The organism is Gilliamella sp. wkB72 (assembly GCF_001693745.1).
In the GTDB taxonomy this organism is placed as follows: domain Bacteria; phylum Pseudomonadota; class Gammaproteobacteria; order Enterobacterales; family Orbaceae; genus Gilliamella; species Gilliamella apicola_E.
Window position 1 is genome coordinate 1 of sequence record NZ_LZEI01000030.1, and the last position, 21626, is coordinate 21626.

A 21626-nucleotide genomic window follows, 5' to 3' on the forward strand; every position below is an offset into this window, starting at 1 on the left:
TACCTAAGAATAGGATAATTAATTATCATTTTATTAGTTTTTTTAAATACCTGAAAAAGATATTTTTCTAAAAGATATTGGTGTTTTTAGTAGAAAGCTAATGTAACTAATGTTTAAAAGTAGGATTATAAGTATTTGTTTCTTTTAATTCGGAAGTGCTGTGAGGTAGCAGTACCATCATCACTTAAAATAATAGTACTTATTAAAAGCTATTTAGGAAAAGGTTAAAATGTTTTTTTAAGTATTAGATAATAATAAAATGGATTAATTTCTATATCTAAATTAATTTTTAATTAGGTTATTATTTAGTTTTTTAGGATTGATATATTAATTTTTGATAGTTACTTTCGTTAACTTATTTGTTTGCTGTAAAAGTGATTGATTTTTGTAAAAGCAAATTTATACTTAGTAAGATTATATTTTTATTGTGAGGTTATTTTATTACTCTTTCACAGTTGCCTTTACCTTTTATATTACCTAATAACGAAACATTTGATAGTTTTTATGTAGGTAATAATCAATTATTGTTTGAATCTTTGCAAACCTTACTTGATAAGGAAGGCTTCAACGTCTTTTATATATGGTCAGCAAGTGCCGCTGGTCGTACTCATCTATTACATGCTTCATGTCAAAATAAGTTAGCAAGCTATATTCCTTTAAAACAACATGTTCTACTTGTACCTGAGATTTTACAAGGTTTAGATAATTATGATTTGGTTTGTTTAGATGATATTGATGCGATAGCAGGTCATCGTGATTGGGAAGAAGCAATATTTGATCTTTTTAATCGTTTAACCGAAAAAAACGTTAGTAAATTATTGATAACTGCCAGTGCTCCTCCAAAACAAGTTCCTTTTATACTACCTGATTTGGTATCAAGGTTAACGTGGGGGCAAGTTTATCAGTTAAAAGAGTTAAGTGATGAGGATAAACTAAAAGCTTTACAACTTAGGGCTAAGCTAAGTGGATTTGAGCTATCAACGGAAGTTGGATTATTTTTGTTAAAACGTGTTAATCGCGATATGCGAACTTTATTTTCTCTAATGGAAGAGTTTGAAGTAGCTACGTTAGCTCAACAACGCAAATTAACCATTCCTTTTATTAAACATATTTTGGATTTATGAAATGAAAAAGAAACCTGAAGCTATTGTTTTTTTCGATTTAGATGGAACCTTATTTAATAAAGATATAGATGTGTTACCTAGTTCTTATGATGCAATTAGAAAACTAAAACAAAATAATATTGTACCAATAATTGCAACTGGTAGAACACCACCTGAAGCGGTTGATTTGATGAGGGATACTGGTATAGATTCAATTATTGGTATGAATGGCCAAGTAGTTATTTATGAAAAAGAGGTCGTTTTCACAAACAATATTGATAAAAATCTCATTACTCGATTATATGAATATTCAAGAGAAAAGATGAATATTCCATTATCTTTCTATAGCTATAAGACTATGCGAGTGAGTGAAAACAGTCTTCCAGCTCAAAAATTCTATACTTCTTTAAAACAACAAGTACCTCCTGTTGATGATCAAATTTACTTAAAAGAACCGATTCAAATGTTATTACTGCTTTGTGAACAAGGCGAATCACCTTATAGAGAAGTTTTTCCTGAATTGACGTTTATCCGTAATACACATTATTGTGTTGATGTTTTTAATCATGGCGGTTCTAAAGGTAATGGCATTAAAGAATTATTAAAAACTAAAGGTTTTAATGACGTACCTACTTATGCCTTTGGTGATGGTATGAATGATTTTGAAATGTTCCTAACCGTTGACCATCCTGTAGCAATGAGCAATGCGGTTGATCAGCTAAAAGAAAAAGCTGAATATGTCACTGATACCAATAATAATGATGGCATAGCGAAGGCATTGAAAAAGTTTGGATTAATTTAAGATAAAAAAAATCATCTAATTGTTTAGATTAGATGATTTTAAGTTTAATTATATTACTTTTGTTTAGTGGTGTTGTTTAAAGCCTACATTATTGTTACCAAAACAGTTGTCATATTCAAAGCCAGTTAACTCTTTAACTAAACTTCTTATTTCTGGTGTTGCATCTTGTTTTTTGCCACCATTTTTTAATCTATCAAGTTCTTGAATAATAAGTGCATGAGTCGATTTATCTAATTTCATACGATATGTGAAGAAGATACCTAATAGTGCCATTCCACACACACCGAAGATTAATACTAAGTTAATTGCAGTAACGGCACTCTCTGGTTGAACAGCATCTACGCCAGACACAAAACCAGAATATTTCAATACAATACCTAAGACAAAGACGATAGTTGCACGCATTAATTTACCGGCCATGGTCATAGCACCAGCATAAATACCTTCGCGACGTCTTCCTGTTAGTACTTCATCGATATCTGCTAAAAATGTGTATACACTCCAAGGAATATAATAAACACCACCCGTTCCTAATCCAAACCAAATAGTAATACCAATTACAATCCATGTAACATGAGGCATATTAAAGTAGTAGACACCGATATAGCCGATTACCGAAGATATTACTATCAATATTGCAATAACAAATGGTCTTTTGAATCCACGTTTTACACACCAAGCCATGAAAAAGGCAGTTGAGATTAATTGGCAAATACTACTTAAACTGTTCATCTGTGAAACGAAGGTTTTGGGTTGGCCTAAGTTAAATACTACGAAATAAGTAAATGTTGCCGCAAATAACCATTCAGCACCAAAGCCAAATAGATACATACCTAAATGGTTTCTAAAAGTTTTTAAACGGAAAGTTGAAAAAACATCTGAAAATAATTTAACAATACTTTCCCAAAGGCCAGAAGTTGTTTCATCTTCAATTTCATCAACTGATTTTTCCCAGCTATTAAAATAAAGTAAAATTAGTGCTATCGCCATAATAGATGCATAAGTAATACCTGTTAATAAGAATGGTAGTGGAGAGTCTTTACCATCAAATAGATAGAAAAATACACCAGGAATAGCTGCAGCTAAGAAGTTTGCTACTTTACCAAACATCGCTTTGGAACCTGCTAGGTAAGTTCTTTGATCGAAGTTTTTAGTCATCTCTACCGGTAAAGTATTATATGGAATCATAATCATGGTATAGATGAATTCAAATAAAATATAAGTAGTTAAGTAGTACCAGAAATTCATCCCATCTACCCAAAGTAATGGGTAAATAATCATACATGGAATAGCAAATAGGATGAAGAATCGACGGCGACCAAATCGACGTCCAAGTTTTGTATGGTTAAAGTTATCAGTAATAAAACCCATTAGTGGATTTAAAATTACATCTAAATAGGTAGCTATAGAAAAAATTAACGTTGCTTGAAATGCCGAAAGTCCACAAAATGTTGTATAAAAGTATAGTAACCAAGCGGCACTAATTGCTAGAGCACCACTTCCTATCAAATTACCACTACCATACGAAAATCGAGTGAGTGTGGTTATTTTTTTCTGATTATCAGCCATAAATCTATTTCCTTTAATAATTATGAAATACTGTTTTAAAATTATTATTGAAATAATACTAAATTTATACAAATTAATTTTAATTTTTTTTTAGAAATGTGACGTTGGTAACAAATTATTTTGATTTTTAAGGTATATATATTAATATTATTTTAAATAAAAATTAAATATATCATGTAGTTATTGTTTTTTTTGAATTGTTTTCTGAAACTGTGATCTTATTAACAGAAAAAATTAATAAAATAATAAAAAATATAAAACAGTATTTCAAAAATAAATTTAAAAATTTAGGAAAACAATAATGAGTCAATTTAAATTAAAAAAAATACCGCTTTTAATGTTTCTGTCTACCTTTCCTATTTATTCTTTTGCTGGTCAAACAACTTTTCAATATGAACATAACTGGAAATCTATGGATAGGATTCATGGGGATACAATTAAGTTAATTCATAAAACTGACGATAGTTGGCAATATGAATTTAAATTTGGTGTTACTGAAGGTGGTGGAAACAAACGTGATGTTTTATATGATGATATGCAAGGTGGATCGGGTGGTGTTGTTATTCAAAAAACATTTACGCTTGATGATGGCTGGGGATCGATTATTCCATCATTAGAATTAGGTTTCAGCAAAGATTCAACTCTTTATCAACCAGGATTGAAATATAGTTATAAAATTAATAGTGATTGGTCAACAAGTTTGCGCTATCGTTATGAATGGAAAAAAATATCTCACGCTGAACGTTATAAAAGAGCAAAAATAGCTGGCAAACAAGTTAAATATGTTGCTAGTAGTAATACAGGAAGGAATCGTTTAGATTGGGCATTAATGTATTCTGGTATAAAAGCATTTAACTTTGCCTATACCTTTAACTATTATTTTGGTGATTATACTAACAATTCTTATAAAGCATTGAGGAACGGTTTTTCTAAAAATGAATATAAAGCTTATAACAATAAAAAAACTGATTATGAGCAAGAATTTAAAATTACCTATAATTATTCAAAATTACTCCGTCCTTATTTTTCTATTTCTGATGTATCGAAAAATAAAACCACTAATACTCGACAAGCTAAGTTTAAAGTTGGTTTCAATTACGCATTCGGTCAATCAAATAGCAAAGATTCTAATTTCGCTTATAAAACCTATTTCAAATATGCACATCATTATGGTTTAACTTCACATTACCATGGTGATAGTTTTGGTCTATATACTGATTTTGATAAAAAAGGCTATGTTGGTCTAAGTGTAAATACCTATAACCAATTAAAAAATAGATTATTCTTTGATGATATTGTTTCTAGTCATTATCAAATTTATGGAGGTTACAATTTTTATTTAGCTGATAATTGGATACTAACACCAAATATGGAAGTTAGATTCTATTCAGGTGGTGGTTATAAAGCTAAAAGTAAAGAAAACTTACCCCATTATCAGTTAGGTGATGTAAGTGATTCACAACGTCCAGGTGTTCGTTATTCTCCCGCTTTAAAATTGACTTGGTTACAAAGTGATGATCTATCTTTTTATGGCCAATATCGATTTGAATATCGCAAAGTTTCAAGAAGTAAACGCGAAGATAGTGTTCAAGGTTATGTCGATAATCGAGCGCGCAATCGTTTTGATATAGGTACTGATATTAATCTAACTCCTGATTGGAACATTGGCTATCGCTTCTCATACTTAAAAGGAAACTATGTATTACACAATGATAAAAAGCATGATTATCAACAAGAACTGGATATAAATTGGCAAGCAACCAAAGTTTGGCAAGTTAACTTTGCTGCAGAAGATGTGGCAAAAAGTGTTCATTCTGACGCAAGGGAAGCTAAGTTAGCACTAGGATTATCTTATTTGTTTTAATCGATAAAAGTGTTAAAAACAGTTAGTGGTGAAAAAATGATAAAGAAAATTTTTTTCGGATTTTTATTGGTTGTCTCTTCAATCAATCAAGTATTGGCAAGTACTGTAATACAAGGTTATGTTTATGTTAATAAACCAGTTGTTTCATCGGTGATAGTCCGTGATGTGAATAATAAAATTTTAAAAACTGCGACTAATAGCGATGGGTTTTATCAACAAGATGTTTCTGAACTGACTCCACCACTAATTGTTTTTAGTAATGAAAACTCACTTGCCCGAAAAGCGGATGAAGGGCAAATGTGTAACGGTAATTGTTTGGTTTCATACGTTCATACCTTACAAAAAGATGAAAAAAATACTGTTAATATTAATCCATTAACTGATTTTTTAACTAGTGAACTAGCTAAACAAATCAATCTTCTAGGCCCAGAACAATTTACTGATAATCAATTATCTTTTTCAATAGATGATGCTGCATTAAGCCATGCTTATAAAAATTATCATTTGCTGTTTGATAAAGCATTACGCCAAGTAGGTATTATTGCTAATTCTTTTGATCCACTTACCACCGAAAATCCAGATATTAACAAGCTACTTAATGTAATGTACTTTAATCGTGGATACGATTCTTCTACTGGTAAAGTAAGTGGTACTGTATTGTTTGATATGCGTTTAAGACCCATTAGCCAAGATTCACCTTTTGATTATGATCAGGCAGTTAAGCAAAAAGAAAGAAATATAAATGCTAAGCAACGTATTTTTATTTTAGGTGATTCGACTGCGTCCAACTATGATAAAAAAGTTTATCCAAGAATGGGATGGGGCCAAGTTTTTGATCAGTTTATTGATGATAAGGCTGATACGGTTGTCATCAATGGCGCACAGTCAGGCCGTTCAAGCCGTAGTTTCAAAACTGAAGGATGGTTCGATTTACTGATCCCTTTAATGAAAAAAGGCGATTATATGATCATCGCTTTTGGACATAATGATGAAAAATGTAACGGTAACAATCCGAAACGAGGTAAAGTGGATGTTGCTAATTTATGCACTTATCCTAATGATGATAATAACCAAAAACAGTATCCATCAACGCAAGAAAATATGTCATTCCAATCCTCTTTAGAAGGTTATCTCGCTGTGGCAAAAGCGTTGGATATGACGCCAATTTTAATGACACCAGTCACCCGTTATAAAGATAAGAATAATAACATTGCTTATCAAAATACTAATCCTGTTAGTCATACGCATTATACCGCCAATAAACCAGGTTTTGCTTATTGGGGAGATTATTCGAATACGATTAAACATACGGCAAAAGTCAATCAAGTTGCTTTAATTGATTTGGAGTCCTTTAGTATTGATTTTGCGAACCAACACAAAGATGACTGGCAGTCTTACTGGTTAGCTGTAGATCCTAATGATCCTAAATATCCTTATTATAAAAATCAAACTTCTGGCGTGATTAACAATCCTGATGCAACGCATTTTCAAGAAAAAGGCGCATTAGCTATCGCCAAAATTATTGCTAATGCCATAAACAACGATCCTTGGTTACAGCAAGGAATCACTTTCGATCAAACTCAGATTAACTAATAAAAAGGTATTTGTTAAATGAAAAAATTAATCATTGCGCTATTAGTTCCTTTGGCAATTAATTCATCTATTGCTGCATGTCATGCATTATCTCCGTCTCCTATCAAAATTAGAGAAGCTCGTGATGTTGCACCAAGAGACGGTTTTGGTGGTTATGATTTAGCGACAAATACGGGCACGATCGGTGGCGCTAAAGCAAATGAAAAAATGATCTTTATGGTGAATAACAAAAAAGATCTTTTAGATGCGATTGCGATCAATAAAAATCAGCCTCGTATTATTCAAGTCTCTGGGATTATAGATATTAGTGAAGGCAAACCTTACAAAGACTTTGATGATCAAAAATCTCGTTCGTTGATCAAAATTCCTAGTGATACCACATTAATTGGTGTTGGTAATAATGCTGGTTTTATCAATGGTTCACTTATGTTGTCTAAAGTAAATAATGTCATTATTCGAAATTTAAAAATTGAAGCACCAATTGATGTTGCGCCAAAATTTGAAGAGGGAGATGGATGGAATGCTGAATGGGATGGGATAAATATTATTACCTCAACTTATGTTTGGATTGATCATGTCACTCTAACTGATGGTAAATTTACCGATGATATGTACCAGGAAAAAGATGGCTGGAAATATGTACAACATGATGGTTTATTAGATATTAAGCGTGGTAGTGATTTCATTACTATCTCTTATTGTCTATTTGAAAACCATGATAAAACTATGTTAATTGGCCATAGTGATAAAAATGCTGATCAGGATGAGAATAAGTTAAATATCACGCTTCATCATAATGTTTTTTTAGACATCACTCAACGCGCACCAAGAGTAAGGTTCGGCAAAATCCACATGTATAACAACCTGTTTAAAGGATCGGTTAATAAATCTAAAACTGTATACCCATATCAATACTCTATTGGCTTAGGCTATAAAGGTAGTGTGCTTTCGGAAAATAATCAATTTATGATTGATGGTTTAAAAGATAACTGCAAAGTAGCTAAACAGTTTAAAGGCGATAACCTTCGGGATAATAATTCTCTATTTAATCAATCTAAGTTGAAATTATCATCATGTGGTTTTGTTGATAATTTGAATTGGTCTGTGCCTTATCAATATAGCGTGGATGATATTAAGCAATTTAGTAAAAACTATGGACGATTAGTCGGTAGTGGAAAGCTTTAGAATTATTGAAATAAACAAAAATGTTAGGACCCACAATGAAAAAAATATTAACTTCAATACTTTGTCTGTCTTCGCTTTATGTTAGCGCAGCTTCTGCACAAGAGTGGAAAGCGATAGCATTTGGCCAATCGACTGACTTAAATTTTGCCTCACTTATCAAGCCTGAAAAAGTGGGAACCAATAATGCATGGATTGCTGGTCAAAAAGATTATTTAGTTCCAAATCAACCTTATCAATTACCGTCAGATTTCTATTTAGAAAGTCGAGGTGGTAAAATTGCTAACTCGCATGATGGAATGGTGGTTTTTTATACTCAATTACCCGTTAATCAAACTTTTACTTTAGAAAGTGATGTTACCTTAGAGCAAATAGGACCTGAAGTGGATGGAAAAACGCCTGCCGCTCAAGAAGCGGTGGGTTTATTTGCTCGTGATACTATTGGCGTAGCTAGAAGTGATCCTCAGCCGGCTGGTTATGAGGAGTTTCCAAATGCTTCAAATGTAATTATGAATGCATTAATTACTCAAAATCAAAAAAATGATAATTTAGTAAAAGTAACCGGCTTAGTACGTGATGGTGTAAAAAAAGCATGGGGTAATGAAGGCATATCAATTGAGAAAGTTGGTTATGTTGAAAATGTTAATTATGTTGATGTTAAAAGTATGCATTTAACAATGACCAGAACGGCAGATCAATTTATCTTATCGATGAAAAATAATGCGACTGGTGAAGAGAAACAGTGGGCAACCAATGATTATTCAGGATTCTTAAATCAACAAGATAACAAAAATATTTATGTCGGCTTTTTTGCTTCTAGAAACGCAAAAGTTGAGTTCAAAAATTCTAAATTAACCCTCAGTGATATAACGGTTGATTATGATAAATTACCCGCTAAACCTGAGGTAATTGTTGATATTAAACCAACGTTAATTTTATCATCACCGAATGATGTATATAGTAAAAATTATACATTACAATTTTTCCCAAATACTTCAGGTACCGTATTTGTTAAAGAAATTAATAAAACGTTGAATGCGGAAGTTGGTAAGTTATTACAGTTTCCAGCTCAGCTAAAAGATGGAAGTAACACCTTTACTGTTGAATTTACAGCTAATGCAAAAAATAATACTCAAATTTTTACAATTAATCTAAATAAATCATCGATTGAAAATTTATCTAATATTATTGTTTCGCCAGAAGGTAAAAAGGATAATAAAGGTACCAAACAATCACCGGTTGATTTCGAAACGGCTGTTAATAGCGTTGAACCGGGCGGTATTATTCATTTGATGGATGGTTATTATGACGGCATAACTCTTCCGGCTCAATTAAGTGGATTACCCGGTAAATTAAAAACCATACAAGCCATTAATAAGCATAAAGCGATTTTTATTAACACTACGTTTAATTTAGATAGCAACTATTGGTCTATTAAGAAGGTTATCTTTGATGGAAATATTGATGATAAAGATAATAAACCAGCTTATTTAAGAATTTCGGGCAGTCATAATGTGATTGATCAAGTTATTACACGTAATAATAGTGATACAGGTTTGGCAATCTCAGCTAAAAAGAAAAATCAAAATCGAATTTATTGGCCATCTTATAACCTAATTCTTAACTCTGATTCTTATAATAATATGGATAAATCAGGTAAAAATGCTGATGGTTTTGCCGCTAAATTGGGTGTTGGTAAAGGGAATGTATTTAGAGGGTGTATTGCTCATAATAATACTGATGATGGTTTCGATCTTTATAACAAGATTGAAGATGGCCCAAATGATCCGGTATTAATTGATAGTTCTGTTACATATTCAAACGGTTTTCCTTTTTCAAAACCCAATATTGCTAAAGGGAGTATAGGTAATGGCTTTAAATTAGGAGCAGAAGGTCAACCGGTAAATCATAAAATTATCAATTCAATTTCCTTAAATAATAATATGGATGGCTTTACTGATAATTTTAATACTGGTTCTTATATCATGAATAATAATATTTCGATCAATAGTGCGAGGTATAATTATATTTTACGCGCTAATCCCTATGAATTTTTAAAACCAGTGGTCATTTTTGAACACAACTATTCTATTCGTGATAGCTGGCAATCAGCGATAAAAGATTCATTTGGACCACAGATTAAAAGTAAAGATTTTAAATCTGTAACCAGCAATCAATTATGGAAAGGAAATAGTGACTTTAAAATCACTCGAGATAAAAACGGTAATATAGTGTTACCAAAAGAGCTAAAAACGCTAATCGAAAAAAATAGAGCTAAATAATTAAAATAATAGAGTGCTAGATCTAGTAAGATTTAGCACTTTTAATCTTTTCAATCAACAATGTCATTCCTCCATTTTTAAATTAAATCGGTTTAATCATTTGTTAATAAAAAATACATTAGAATTTATTCAATTTAAGTTAGAAACAATTAAAAATAGAGAATTGAGCCATTTCACCAGTTAAGTTGAAATGGCACAAAATTGAAGGATGTAGTAAACTCTAAATTAAGCTAGTAAACTTTTGATGTAATTGGTTATTTCAGGATCTTGACTATTTTCAAATAAACATTTTTGGAAACGCTCACCTCTGATCGCATCTTTAAGTAATGATTGATCAATTGACTTCAATGCTTCAATTAAACTTTTTCCCGCTGCATTTTTCATATCATTTAAAATTACAGCATTAGCATTTTGAGATTCACGACGCTCAGGTGGATAACCCAATCCTTTTTCGCCATCAAATGCTTTTTCAAAAATATAACGAGCATTGAGTTCTGCACCCCAACCAAAGCCTTTAGCAAAAGCAAGTGATAACGCATTACCATTATTTACTTGTGCAAATAAATAAGCATCAGTAGGTTCAATACAATAACCACAGTTAACACCAGGGAATGCATTTAACGCCATTAATGCGCCTTGTCCTGTTCCACAACCTGTGATAACAAAATCAACGGCTTTACTGTTTAATAAAATAGCGCTAATAATACCTAAATGAACATAAGTTAATTTTTTATCATTGTCGCCATCCATGCCGACGTTAAAAACAGTATGTCCATATTTCTCAGTTGCGTTTTTTAATTCATTTAAAATAATTGGATTTTTAGCAGCTTGGCTAAATTCGTTCATTAGTGCTATTTTCATGATTTTCCTCTATTTTGATAGAAATAATAACTAATTGCATATTAGTACATTTCGTTTTCATTATAATCCTACCCAAAAATATATCAATTTTTTTAACTAAAATAAAACGATGTTTTAATAAATTTATTGCAATGTGATGAAAGTCACAAAAACGTCTTAATTTTTATATTACTATATTTAATAAATGAAAATCTTTTAAACATTTAATTATATTTATATTCAGGGAGTTCATATGGCTAAGGGGAATATCGTAAGGCTATCATATTCATCATTTACAGATGAAGATTCAAAAAATGAAATTATTCGGTTAACGCCAGAAGGTATTTTATGCCACCGTAATTATTTTTATCAAAAATGTTTTACCAATGATGGTCAAAAATTACTTTTTGCTGGTGAATTTGATACTCATCGTAACTATTATTTACTCGATATTGAAAAACAAACAGCAAAACAACTTACTGAAGGACCTGGCGATAATACTTTCGGTGGTTTTTTATCACCAGATGATAAATTTTTATACTATGTTAAAAATGAACGCAACTTACAACAAGTTAATCTTGAAACGTTAGAAGAAAAAAATGTTTATACTGTTCCTGATGAATGGGTTGGTTATGGCACATGGGTTGCTAATAGTGATTGTAATGAAATTGTTGGAATTGAAATTGATAAAAAAGATTGGACGCCACTTACCGATTGGACAATATTTAAAGCATTTTATGATAAGAATCCACACTGCCGTTTAATCAAGATTGATATTGAAACAGGTGTAGCTAAAACAGTTATTGATCAGAATGTATGGTTAGGTCACCCAATTTTTAGACCTTTTGATGATAAAACTATCGCATTTTGCCATGAAGGTCCTCATGATTTAGTTGATGCAAGAATTTGGTTGGTTGATCGTGATGGTAAAAATGAACGAAAAGCGCATGATAATTTACCTGGTGAAAGTTGCACTCATGAATTTTGGGTTCCAGATGGTTCTGGATTAGCTTATGTATCTTATATGAAAGGGCAACAAGAACGATATATTCGTCTTTATAATCCGGTAACTGATGAAGATAAAGAAATCATGGAGATGCCAGCTTGTTCGCACTTAATGAGTAATTTTGATGGCACACTTTATATTGGTGATGGAACAGGCAGTCCTGTAGATGTAATTGATACAAGTGGCTATAAAATTGAAAATGATCCATGGCTTTATATTTTAGCACCTAAAACAAAAACAGCTCATAAGTTGGTTAAGCATAATAGTACATGGCGAGTTTTAGATGGTGATCGTCAAGTTACTCACCCTCATCCATCATTTTCACCTGATAATAAATACGTTTTATATTCATGTGATGCACAAGATGAACCTGCACTTTATTTAACCAAAGTGCCAGCTAACATATTAGAAGAAATGTGATAGACCTTTTTGTCTATCATAACTATAACGGAGAATATAATTATGTCGATTTTAAATAAATTTTCACTCAACAATAAAATAGCGCTGGTAACGGGCGCTTCTTATGGCATCGGTTTTGAGATAGCAAAATCATTAGCCGGTGCCGGAGCGAAAATCGTATTTAATGATGTCGTGCCTGAAAATTTACAAAAAGGACTTGATGCTTATAAAGCAGCTGGTATTGATGCCCATGGCTATCTATTTGATATTACGGATGAAGCTGCTGTTGAAAAATCGATTGCTCAAATTGAAAAAGAACATGGTGTGATTGATATTTTAGTCAACAATGCTGGTATTATTCAACGCAAATCAATGCTTGAAACAAGTGCGGCTGATTATCGTAAAATTATTGATATCGACTTAACAGGTCAATTTATTATGGCAAAAGCAGTCCTTCCTTCAATGATCAAAAAAGGAAGTGGCAAAATTATCAACATCTGTTCAATGATGAGTGAACTTGGCCGTGAAACGGTTGTTGGTTATGCATCGGCTAAAGGTGGTTTAAAAATGTTAACCAAAAATATCTGTTCTGAATTTGGTCATGCCAATATTCAATGTAACGGTATTGGTCCAGGTTATATTGCCACTCCTCAAACTGCGCCATTACGTGAAAAACAAGCAGATGGTTCTCGTCACCCATTTGATCAGTTCATTATTGCTAAAACACCGGCAGGCCGATGGGGGACTCCTGATGATTTAGCTGGTGCAGCCGTATTTTTAGCATCGGAAGCATCAAATTTTGTTAACGGCCATATTCTTTATGTTGATGGTGGTATTTTAGCTTATATCGGTAAACAACCTTAATAAAATAAGGTTAAAAATTAGATAATTTAAGAGATAATAAAATAAAAGGATATTATTTATTATCTCTGTTTTTTTATAAATTTAGGAGTAATGTCATGTTTTGTTTTAATTCAGATATTGAATTAATTGATTTAGGAAATGGGGTTAAACGTAAAATTTTAGCTCATGATGGTAATATGATGGCGGTTGAAGTTCATTTTGAAACTGGCGCAATTGGTGCGATGCATCATCATCCACATGAACAACTAACCTATGTTTTGTCTGGTGAATTTGAATTTACTATCGGTGATGAGACTAAGATTGTTCGTGCTGGTGATACATTATATAAAAAACCCAATATTGAACATGGTTGTGTTTGCAAACAAGCTGGTGTTTTGCTTGATATGTTTACTCCTCAAAGATTAGATTTTTTATAAAATAGCTAGTTCATTATTAATTATGATATACTTTCGATAATTTTGATTTGTTCTAGTTGATCATTTAATAATAGAATAATGACTAATTTTTAGTAAGGAGATGTGCTAATAATGAATGATAGCTCACCAGAATCGGTTGCTTCGGTTTTAAAAGTTTTCGGAATTTTAGAAGCTTTATCCGAATCTAAAGACATTGCTATATCAGAATTATCGCAAAAAGTAATGATGCCCAAAAGCACAGCCTATCGTTTTTTACAAACCATGAAATCATTAGGTTATGTTAATCAAGAAGAAGATTCAGATAAATATTCTCTTAATTTAAAATTACTTGATTTAGGCAACCGTGTACTTTATCACCAAAACTTTTTAGCTATTGCTGATTTAGAAATGAGAAAGCTAAGGGATAAAACTAAAGAAACGATCCATTTAGCCGTTCGTGAAGGTGACCAAATTATTTATATTAATAAAGTGGCATCTGAACAGTATAGTCTTTGTTTAACCTCTAAAATTGGTAATCAAGCAACTGTACATGCCAGTGGATTAGGTAAGGTTTTGTTGGCTTGGTTAGATGATGAAAGCAAAAAAAGCTTAGTAAATGGCATTAATTTTGTTCAATACACACCTAAAACAATCACTAATAAAGAGGCATTTTTTGCTGAACTTGATGAAGTTAAACGTTTAGGTTATGGCAAAGATGATGAAGAATCAGAGCTTGGTTTACGTTGTTTTGCTGTGCCAATTTATAATCGTTTAGGTAATATTATTGCAGCCTTAAGTTTATCAACCTCTATCTTTAGATGTAATACAGCAGAAGATGAAGCTAAACTTGTCGGTGAAATTAGCCAAGCTGCCGCTAAAATATCTGAACTAATTGGTTATAATAAGCAATCAAAATTATCAGATTAAAGGTTATTATTAATAAATAACTCCTAAGCTTACCGCTTGGTTTGCTCCAGTTACTTCTGGAATATTAGATGGAATATTATTCATCCTACAATATGCAAGCCAAGCGAAAGCAATCGCTTCCATATCGTCACTGTTTACCCCTTTCACATCTGTGGTCAAAACTTCCCATTTTGGTAATAATGCTGACAATCGTTTCATAATCAGAGGATTTTTTGCTCCTCCGCCACAAACTAGCAATTGACAAGGTAAATGAGCATTTATTGATAATTTATTAATCTCATGAGCAACAGTGGTAGCAGTAAATTCAACGAGTGTTGCTTGAATATCTTGAGCGTTTAGATTGAAGTTACTGAGTTTTTGGTTAAGCCAAGTTAAGTTAAATAATTCTCTACCAGTACTTTTGGGGGCTGGTAGTTGAAAATAATTTTCATCACATAACGTATTTAATAAACTTTGATCAACTTTTCCTAATTTAGCCCATAAGCCGTCTTTATCGTAGTTTTTCCCTAGATTTTTATTTATCCAACTATCAAGTAAAACATTGCCTGGCCCAGTGTCATAACCAATTACAGGTTGGCCTGGTATTAGAACGGAAATATTGCTAATACCACCAATATTTAAAACAACACAGTTAATTGACGGATTTAAGAATATCGCTTTGTGAAAGGCCGGAACTAATGGTGCTCCTTGGCCACCATAAGCCATATCTTTACGACGAAAATCAGCAATTGTTGTAATGCCTGTTTTAGCAGCAATGATATTGGCATCACCAATTTGCATAGTAAAGGGATGTTGGCTATTAGGAGAATGATAAATAGTTTGCCCATGGCAACCGATGGCTTTAACTTGTTTTTTATCAATATGATTTTGCTTTATAAACTGATCAATGCTTTTTGCGTAAAGCATACCAAGTTGGTGATCAAGCTCACCGAGCGCTTGTAATGTAGTTTGCTTACTATTACAAAGCGTTAATAATTGGCTTTTAATTTCAGTTGGCATTGGGTAGCAATCACTAGCAATCGAAGTAATATTCCCATCAGTAATATCAACTAATGCAATATCAACACCATCCATACTGGTACCTGACATTACGCCAATGTATAAATTTTGCATAATATTATCCTTGTCGAATGATAGTGCCAGTTTGGACATCCCGGATGATTGATGGTTGTGAACGCTCACCGGTTTTACCATCTAAAATTGGAAAAAATTGACCAAATTGGTTTGCAACTTCTATTGCTGTTTTACAAGATTGATGACCAGAAAGGTTGGCACTTGTCGAAACTAATGGCTTACCAAATAAATCACAAAGTTTACATACTAATGGATGATCAGTAACGCGAACGGCGATAGAATGATATTTTCCGCTCAAAAAATTTGGTGTATTAATATTTTTCGGAAAAACCCAAGTATTAGGACCGGGCCAACTATCAATAGCCATCTGTTTTTGAACTTGAGTCAAAGCCGATTGATCAATATAAGGGATCAGTTGTTCATAGTGACTCGCAATTAAAATTAAACCTTTTTCAACTGAACGTTGTTTTAATTTTAACAATTTAAAAACTGCTGATTCACAATCGGGATCACAACCTAAACCAAAAACAGCTTCAGTTGGATAAGCAACCACTTCACCTTTTTTTAATAATGAATTGATTTCTAAAAGACTTAATAAGTTTGCCATTAAATTTTGTATGTTTACCAACTATTGTTAAAAATTATATTAAACTGAGGTAAGCCTATTTGCAAATTGAAGATGGTAGCAGTGATATTAAGATAAATACTGGTTTAAGATAATTAGTCAAATTACTCCCAATTCATTTGTGGGAAATAGTTAACAGTTAAATCAACAACCTGCTGCATACTGATTATTTTTACTCTTGGATCTATTAGTGAAGCTAAACTACGAGCATTAATATCATTATCAAGCACAAAACAATTTTGGGTATTTTGTAAAATAGCCTTCAATATGGGATTATTTTGACAAGCTATAATTACGCCATTTTGCCAGAAAAGTACTGCATCTTGCGCTGAAATTAGCGTTGGATCAATTGTTGATTGGTTATTTGTTGTGATGGTATGTAGCATTTGTTCCTTTTACCTTTAAATTACCCTTCAAAAACCCCGTTCCTCAACTTTTTTTGATATAAATTAGAGTTAATTTTACTTGGTACATCTTTATTAGTATATAATAAGGACTATTTATTGAGCAAAGAATTCGTCATGAAACCTATTATTTTAGCCAATGAACAAGAAACAATTCTGTTTGGTCAACAATTGGCTGAGCAGTGTTTAAAATATTTGTCTAATCATGATAGTGCAATTGTTATCTATCTGATAGGCGATCTTGGTGCTGGTAAAACAACGTTTAGCCGTGGCTTTTTGCAGCAGCTCGGACATGTCGGAAATGTTAAAAGTCCGACTTATACTCTTGTTGAACCTTATCAATTTGATATGTTTTCAGTATATCACTTTGACTTATATCGATTAGCTGATCCAGAAGAGTTAGAGTTTATGGGGATTCGTGAATATTTTTCATCGAAATCAATTTGTTTAATTGAGTGGCCTATGCAGGCTGAAGGTATTTTACCTCCTGCCGATATTGAAATTCATTTGGCTTATTTGGCGCTTGAACGTACAGTTTGTTTGCAAGCAAACAGTGAAAAAGGGCAAGCTATTATTAACCAATAAAATTAGCGAAAAAAATGAAAAAAATACTCACTTTTTTTATATTATTACTGCTTTGTGGCTCAGTTTATGCTTCACAAGTCGTTATTGCTGTTGATGCTGGTCATGGTGGTAAGGATTCTGGTGCCGTTGGTAAAAATAAGTTATACGAAAAAAATGTCACCATTTCGATAGCAAAAAAATTAACTAATTTATTGAATAAAGATCCTAACTTCAAAGGCGTATTAACACGTAGCACGGACAATTTTATTTCTGTACCTCAACGTTCTGATATTGCTCGTAAAAGTAAAGCAAACCTATTAATTTCTATTCATGCAGATGCTGCACCTAATCGTAGCGCGTCTGGTGCATCAGTTTGGGTATTATCTACTAAGCGAGCGGATACAGAATTGGGGCGCTGGCTTGAACAAGATGAAAAACAATCGCAATTATTAGGTGGTGCAGGTGACGCATTAAGTGATGATCATGACCAAAATTTAAGCCAAGCAGTATTAGATTTACAGTTTTCATATTCACAGCAGGTTGGCTATGAATTAGCAACTCAGGTTTTAAAAGAGATGAAAGGTGTTATTAAATTGCATAAGAATAGGCCTGAACATGCAAGTTTAGGTGTATTGCGTTCACCTGATATCCCTTCAATATTAATTGAAGTTGGATTTATTACTAACGAAACTGAAGAAAGTTTGTTAGCAAGTAATGCCCACCAAGATAAAATTGCTAAATTGATTTATCAAGGTATAAAAAATTATGTCAAACAGAACCCTAAATTTGGAAAACAGCATTAATGGCTATTCATATATTATCTCCTCAATTAGCTAACCAAATCGCTGCTGGTGAAGTGGTTGAACGACCAGTATCGGTGATCAAAGAGTTAGTTGAAAACAGCATTGACGCTGGTAGTACTCAAATTGATATTGATGTTGAACAAGGTGGCAGTAAATTAATTCGTATTCGTGATAATGGTAATGGTATTGCTAAAGATGAATTGGCATTAGCTTTAGCTCGCCATGCAACCAGCAAAATTAATACGTTGGATGATTTAGATACCATAATGAGTTTGGGGTTTCGTGGTGAAGCGTTGGCAAGTATCAGTTCTGTTGCTCGGTTAACCTTAACTTCACGCACAGCTGATCAGTCTGAAGCATGGCAAGTTTATGCTGAAGGCCGTGAAATGAAACCAACAATTAAACCGGCTGCACATCCTGTTGGAACGACGGTTGAAGTTCTTGATCTGTTTTACAATACGCCTGCTAGACGTCGCTTTCTTAAAACTGATAAAACAGAATTTATGCATATTGAGGAGTTTGTTCGTCGAATTGCACTTGCTAGACCTGATATTACTTTTAATTTGCAGCACAATGGGAAACTCGTCAAACAGTATCGAGAATCACTTCTTGAAAAACGTGTTGAATTAGTTTGTGGACGTACATTTGTTCAAAAAGCAATAAAATTAGATTGGCAACATAATGATTTATTCATCCAAGGATGGGTAAGTAGCAGTGAAGTGAGTGAGTTGCAATATTTTTATGTTAATGGGCGGGTAATAAAAGATAAATTAATTAATCATGCTTTGCGTCAAGCTTATAGTAGCCGGACTAATGAACAACAGAGTTATGTCATTTTTTTACAGATCGACCCTAAACAAATTGATGTGAATGTTCACCCAGCTAAGCATGAAGTGCGTTTTCATGAAGCAAGATTGGTGCATGACTTTGTTTATCAAGCTATTGTCATGGCGCTTGAGTCAAACCAACAACTTGCCAATGACGAAAATGTGCTAATGATGCCGAATCGGCAAGCAGCTGGTGAGAATATTTTTAATAATAAAACTGAGAATAAAACTTATTCACCAACTAGCGCATTACCTAAAAAAGCAATTAATCATGTTAAAGAAAATAGACTATATGGGCAATTGGTTGATACTAAGTTAAAAGGAGCAATAGAAAAAACGCTCTTAAAATCTTTTGAATTATCGGATGATGATAGTTCTATAACTGCACCACAACAAGCGGTTATTGAGGGATTGTTTCCTAAACGAAATGTACCTTTGCAATCACTACATCAGCAAATTGATAGATCTTCACTAGTACAATTTGGTAAAGTATTAACGGTTATTCAACCAGATATAGCCTTAATTGAAAAATCAGAAAATAATCAACAAAAGTTCATGTTAATGAAGTTGTCGGTTGCTCAACAGAAAGTAAATTCAGTTAAATTATTATCTAACGAGTCAGAAAGATTACTCATTCCATTGACAATTTTGATTAATAAGAAAGAACAAAAAGTATTAAATGATTATCAAGAACAATTGAAGTTTTTAGGCTTTGATTTTTATATTGATAAAGCAAAATTGCATTTGCATAATGTGCCAAAAATGTTAAGAACTACAAATTGGCAAAAATTATTACCAACTTTAATTTCGTTTCTTTTATCATCCGGTAAGGATGTGCTCGATCCAACGCAAATTATAGCTTGGTTGGTTGAAAATTGTGGAGATGATTCTGTTGAAAATTGGAATGTAACTAAAGCTATCGAGTTATTAGTACAATTAGAACAGATAGATATTAATTTATTACAACAAGATAGCTTTTTATATCCGATTGATCTTCAATCTTTTTCACAATCAATTTTATCATGAATAAACCAAAAATTATTTCGTTAATGGGGCCAACCGCATCGGGTAAAACTGCTTATGCCATGGCGCTTTACGACAAGTATCCTATAGATATTATTAGTGTTGATTCCGCACTTATTTATCGAGGTATGGATATTGGCAGTGCAAAACCAACTAAAGAAGAACAACTTAAATATCCACATAAACTTATTGATATTTGTGACCCTGCAGAAAGTTATTCTGCTGCTAACTTTAGGCATGATGCGATTGTAGAAATAGAAAAATCATTAAGTAATGGCCGAACGCCATTATTAGTTGGTGGAACAATGTTGTATTTTAAGGCGTTAATTGAAGGACTTTCTCCTCTTCCTGCGGCAAATAGTGATATTCGCGATCAAATTGAGGAAAAAGCAAATCGATTAGGTTGGCAAGCGATTCATGAGGAGTTAAAAAAAGTTGATCCTATATCAGCTCAGCGAATCCATCCCAATGATCCACAACGCCTTAATCGAGCATTAGAGGTTTATCTTATTACTGGTAAAAGTTTAACTGAATTAACTAAAGAAAGTGGTGATGCATTACCTTATGATATTATGCAATTAGCTATCATGCCGGAAGATAGAGCAGAATTACATCAACGAATTGAACAACGCTTTTTACAAATGCTAGATCAAGGCTTTGAAGATGAAGTAAAAAAACTTATGCAGCGCCCCGATCTTCATTTAAATCTACCTTCTATACGTTGCGTAGGGTATCGTCAAATGTGGGAATATTTAAATGGCGATACTAGTTATGATGAAATGGTTTTTAAAGGAATTTGTGCTACTCGCCAATTAGCAAAAAGGCAAATTACATGGCTTAGAGGTTGGAAACAATCGATAACATGGTTAAATAATGATAATATAGATTCAGTTCTTAATCAGATTTTTTAAGTTACAAATAGTAGTAATAGTTTTTGGTATTTTTTCTATTGGTTATTATAATACGCTAAATTTTTTCATTTCTTAAAAAAATTTCTACTTTTCTTAACGATTAAGGTTACTTGTTTGTATAAATTTCGTTAATTTATTAAATTTTTAGTTATTTGTGCATAAATTACTGTTGATTAGTTTAAGAGCTGAGTTTTTTATGTTATTTTGGTAAATACTACATAAGTATTTTATATTGCGATCAATTAAATTATTATGTTGATTGTAAACTTATTTTATCTTTATATTTTTATTTCATCTTAAAGGATAAACTCATGTCAAAAGGGCAGTCATTACAAGATCCTTATTTAAATTTGCTTCGTCGCGAGCATATTCCTGTATCTATTTATTTAGTTAACGGTATTAAATTACAAGGACAAATTGAATCATTTGATCAGTTTGTTATTTTATTAAAAAATACTGTTAGCCAAATGGTATATAAGCACGCTATCTCAACTGTGGTACCATCAAGACCAATTTCTGGATTGATATCACAACCTGAAGAGGACAGCGAAAGCTAATTAGTTGGGTGG

At 32.4% G+C, this 21626-nt stretch carries 19 protein-coding genes and 1 pseudogene; 15 read left to right on the plus strand and 5 right to left on the minus strand.

The annotated features are described in order from the left end of the window. The first annotated feature begins 440 nt into the window (after nt 1-440). On the plus strand, nt 441-1124 hold the full coding sequence (gene hda, locus A9G07_RS11735) for a DnaA inactivator Hda (protein WP_065561886.1): 684 nt from the start codon (nt 441-443) through the stop codon (nt 1122-1124). Nucleotide 1125: 1 nt separating this feature from the next. After that, nucleotides 1126-1905 (plus strand): Cof-type HAD-IIB family hydrolase, encoded by a 780-nt coding sequence (locus A9G07_RS11740; RefSeq protein WP_065561887.1) that lies wholly within the window; start codon nt 1126-1128, stop codon nt 1903-1905. 63 nt (nt 1906-1968) lie between these two features. Here A9G07_RS11740 and A9G07_RS11745 read toward each other — a convergent pair whose 3' ends face one another. Next, complete coding sequence (locus A9G07_RS11745) at nt 1969-3474, minus strand: MFS transporter (RefSeq protein WP_065561888.1); 1506 nt, start codon at nt 3472-3474, stop codon at nt 1969-1971. A gap of 301 nt (nt 3475-3775) precedes the next feature. Between A9G07_RS11745 and A9G07_RS11750 the strand changes: the two genes are divergently transcribed. The 4 genes from A9G07_RS11750 to A9G07_RS11765 are packed head-to-tail and all read left to right on the plus strand — an operon-like array spanning nt 3776 to nt 10395. After that, nucleotides 3776-5338 carry an oligogalacturonate-specific porin KdgM family protein gene (locus tag A9G07_RS11750; protein WP_065735264.1) on the plus strand — a complete coding sequence of 521 codons (1563 nt, stop codon included), beginning with the start codon at nt 3776-3778 and terminating at the stop codon, nt 5336-5338. 36 nt (nt 5339-5374) lie between these two features. Then, nucleotides 5375-6931 carry an SGNH/GDSL hydrolase family protein gene (locus A9G07_RS11755; RefSeq protein WP_065735276.1) on the plus strand — a complete coding sequence of 519 codons (1557 nt, stop codon included), beginning with the start codon at nt 5375-5377 and terminating at the stop codon, nt 6929-6931. Nucleotides 6932-6949: 18 nt separating this feature from the next. Further along, nucleotides 6950-8116, plus strand: coding sequence for a pectate lyase family protein (locus A9G07_RS11760; protein WP_065735265.1), 1167 nt, complete (start codon nt 6950-6952; stop codon nt 8114-8116). A gap of 35 nt (nt 8117-8151) precedes the next feature. Next, the gene (locus A9G07_RS11765; protein WP_065735266.1) at nt 8152-10395 is read left to right on the plus strand and encodes a right-handed parallel beta-helix repeat-containing protein; all 2244 of its coding nucleotides are present in this window, start codon (nt 8152-8154) and stop codon (nt 10393-10395) included. 225 nt (nt 10396-10620) lie between these two features. Here A9G07_RS11765 and A9G07_RS11770 read toward each other — a convergent pair whose 3' ends face one another. Next, on the minus strand, nt 10621-11256 hold the full coding sequence (locus tag A9G07_RS11770) for an RpiB/LacA/LacB family sugar-phosphate isomerase (protein ID WP_065735267.1): 636 nt from the start codon (nt 11254-11256) through the stop codon (nt 10621-10623). A 232-nt stretch (nt 11257-11488) separates the two neighbouring features. Between A9G07_RS11770 and A9G07_RS11775 the strand changes: the two genes are divergently transcribed. The 4 genes from A9G07_RS11775 (at nt 11489) to kdgR (ending at nt 14826) form a co-directional block, all read left to right on the plus strand. After that, nucleotides 11489-12661, plus strand: coding sequence for an oligogalacturonate lyase family protein (locus A9G07_RS11775; RefSeq protein ID WP_065561894.1), 1173 nt, complete (start codon nt 11489-11491; stop codon nt 12659-12661). Nucleotides 12662-12709: 48 nt separating this feature from the next. Next, the gene (locus A9G07_RS11780; protein WP_065735277.1) at nt 12710-13504 is read left to right on the plus strand and encodes a gluconate 5-dehydrogenase; all 795 of its coding nucleotides are present in this window, start codon (nt 12710-12712) and stop codon (nt 13502-13504) included. Between the two features lie 95 nt (nt 13505-13599). Beyond that, on the plus strand, nt 13600-13920 hold the full coding sequence (locus A9G07_RS11785; protein ID WP_065561895.1) for a cupin domain-containing protein: 321 nt from the start codon (nt 13600-13602) through the stop codon (nt 13918-13920). 111 nt (nt 13921-14031) lie between these two features. Beyond that, on the plus strand, nt 14032-14826 hold the full coding sequence (gene kdgR / locus A9G07_RS11790; RefSeq protein WP_081299433.1) for a DNA-binding transcriptional regulator KdgR: 795 nt from the start codon (nt 14032-14034) through the stop codon (nt 14824-14826). Between the two features lie 9 nt (nt 14827-14835). Here kdgR and A9G07_RS11795 read toward each other — a convergent pair whose 3' ends face one another. The 3 genes from A9G07_RS11795 to tusB all read right to left on the minus strand — a co-directional run bounded on the left by A9G07_RS11795 (nt 14836) and on the right by tusB (nt 16911). Next, the gene (locus A9G07_RS11795; protein WP_065735268.1) at nt 14836-15939 is read right to left on the minus strand and encodes an anhydro-N-acetylmuramic acid kinase; all 1104 of its coding nucleotides are present in this window, start codon (nt 15937-15939) and stop codon (nt 14836-14838) included. Between the two features lie 4 nt (nt 15940-15943). Next, on the minus strand, nt 15944-16507 hold the full coding sequence (locus A9G07_RS11800; protein ID WP_065561898.1) for a Sua5/YciO/YrdC/YwlC family protein: 564 nt from the start codon (nt 16505-16507) through the stop codon (nt 15944-15946). 122 nt (nt 16508-16629) lie between these two features. Further along, nucleotides 16630-16911: a sulfurtransferase complex subunit TusB gene (gene tusB / locus A9G07_RS11805; protein ID WP_065561899.1), complete on the minus strand. Its 282-nt coding sequence runs from the start codon at nt 16909-16911 to the stop codon at nt 16630-16632. A gap of 135 nt (nt 16912-17046) precedes the next feature. Between tusB and tsaE the strand changes: the two genes are divergently transcribed. The 5 genes and pseudogenes from tsaE (at nt 17047) to hfq (ending at nt 21614) form a co-directional block, all read left to right on the plus strand. Further along, a complete protein-coding gene (gene tsaE, locus A9G07_RS11810) occupies nt 17047-17514 on the plus strand; it encodes a tRNA (adenosine(37)-N6)-threonylcarbamoyltransferase complex ATPase subunit type 1 TsaE (RefSeq protein WP_065735269.1) in 468 nt (155 codons plus the stop codon). A 68-nt stretch (nt 17515-17582) separates the two neighbouring features. Further along, nucleotides 17583-18275 (plus strand): annotated as a pseudogene (locus A9G07_RS11815) (N-acetylmuramoyl-L-alanine amidase); the annotation flags it as partial. Nucleotides 18276-18295: 20 nt separating this feature from the next. After that, the gene (gene mutL / locus A9G07_RS11820; protein WP_065735271.1) at nt 18296-20149 is read left to right on the plus strand and encodes a DNA mismatch repair endonuclease MutL; all 1854 of its coding nucleotides are present in this window, start codon (nt 18296-18298) and stop codon (nt 20147-20149) included. Next, a complete protein-coding gene (gene miaA, locus A9G07_RS11825; protein ID WP_065735272.1) occupies nt 20146-21057 on the plus strand; it encodes a tRNA (adenosine(37)-N6)-dimethylallyltransferase MiaA in 912 nt (303 codons plus the stop codon). Before mutL ends, miaA begins: the two co-directional genes overlap by 4 nt. Nucleotides 21058-21368: 311 nt before the next feature. After that, nucleotides 21369-21614 (plus strand): RNA chaperone Hfq, encoded by a 246-nt coding sequence (hfq, locus tag A9G07_RS11830; protein WP_065561904.1) that lies wholly within the window; start codon nt 21369-21371, stop codon nt 21612-21614. Nucleotides 21615-21626 lie beyond the last annotated feature (12 nt).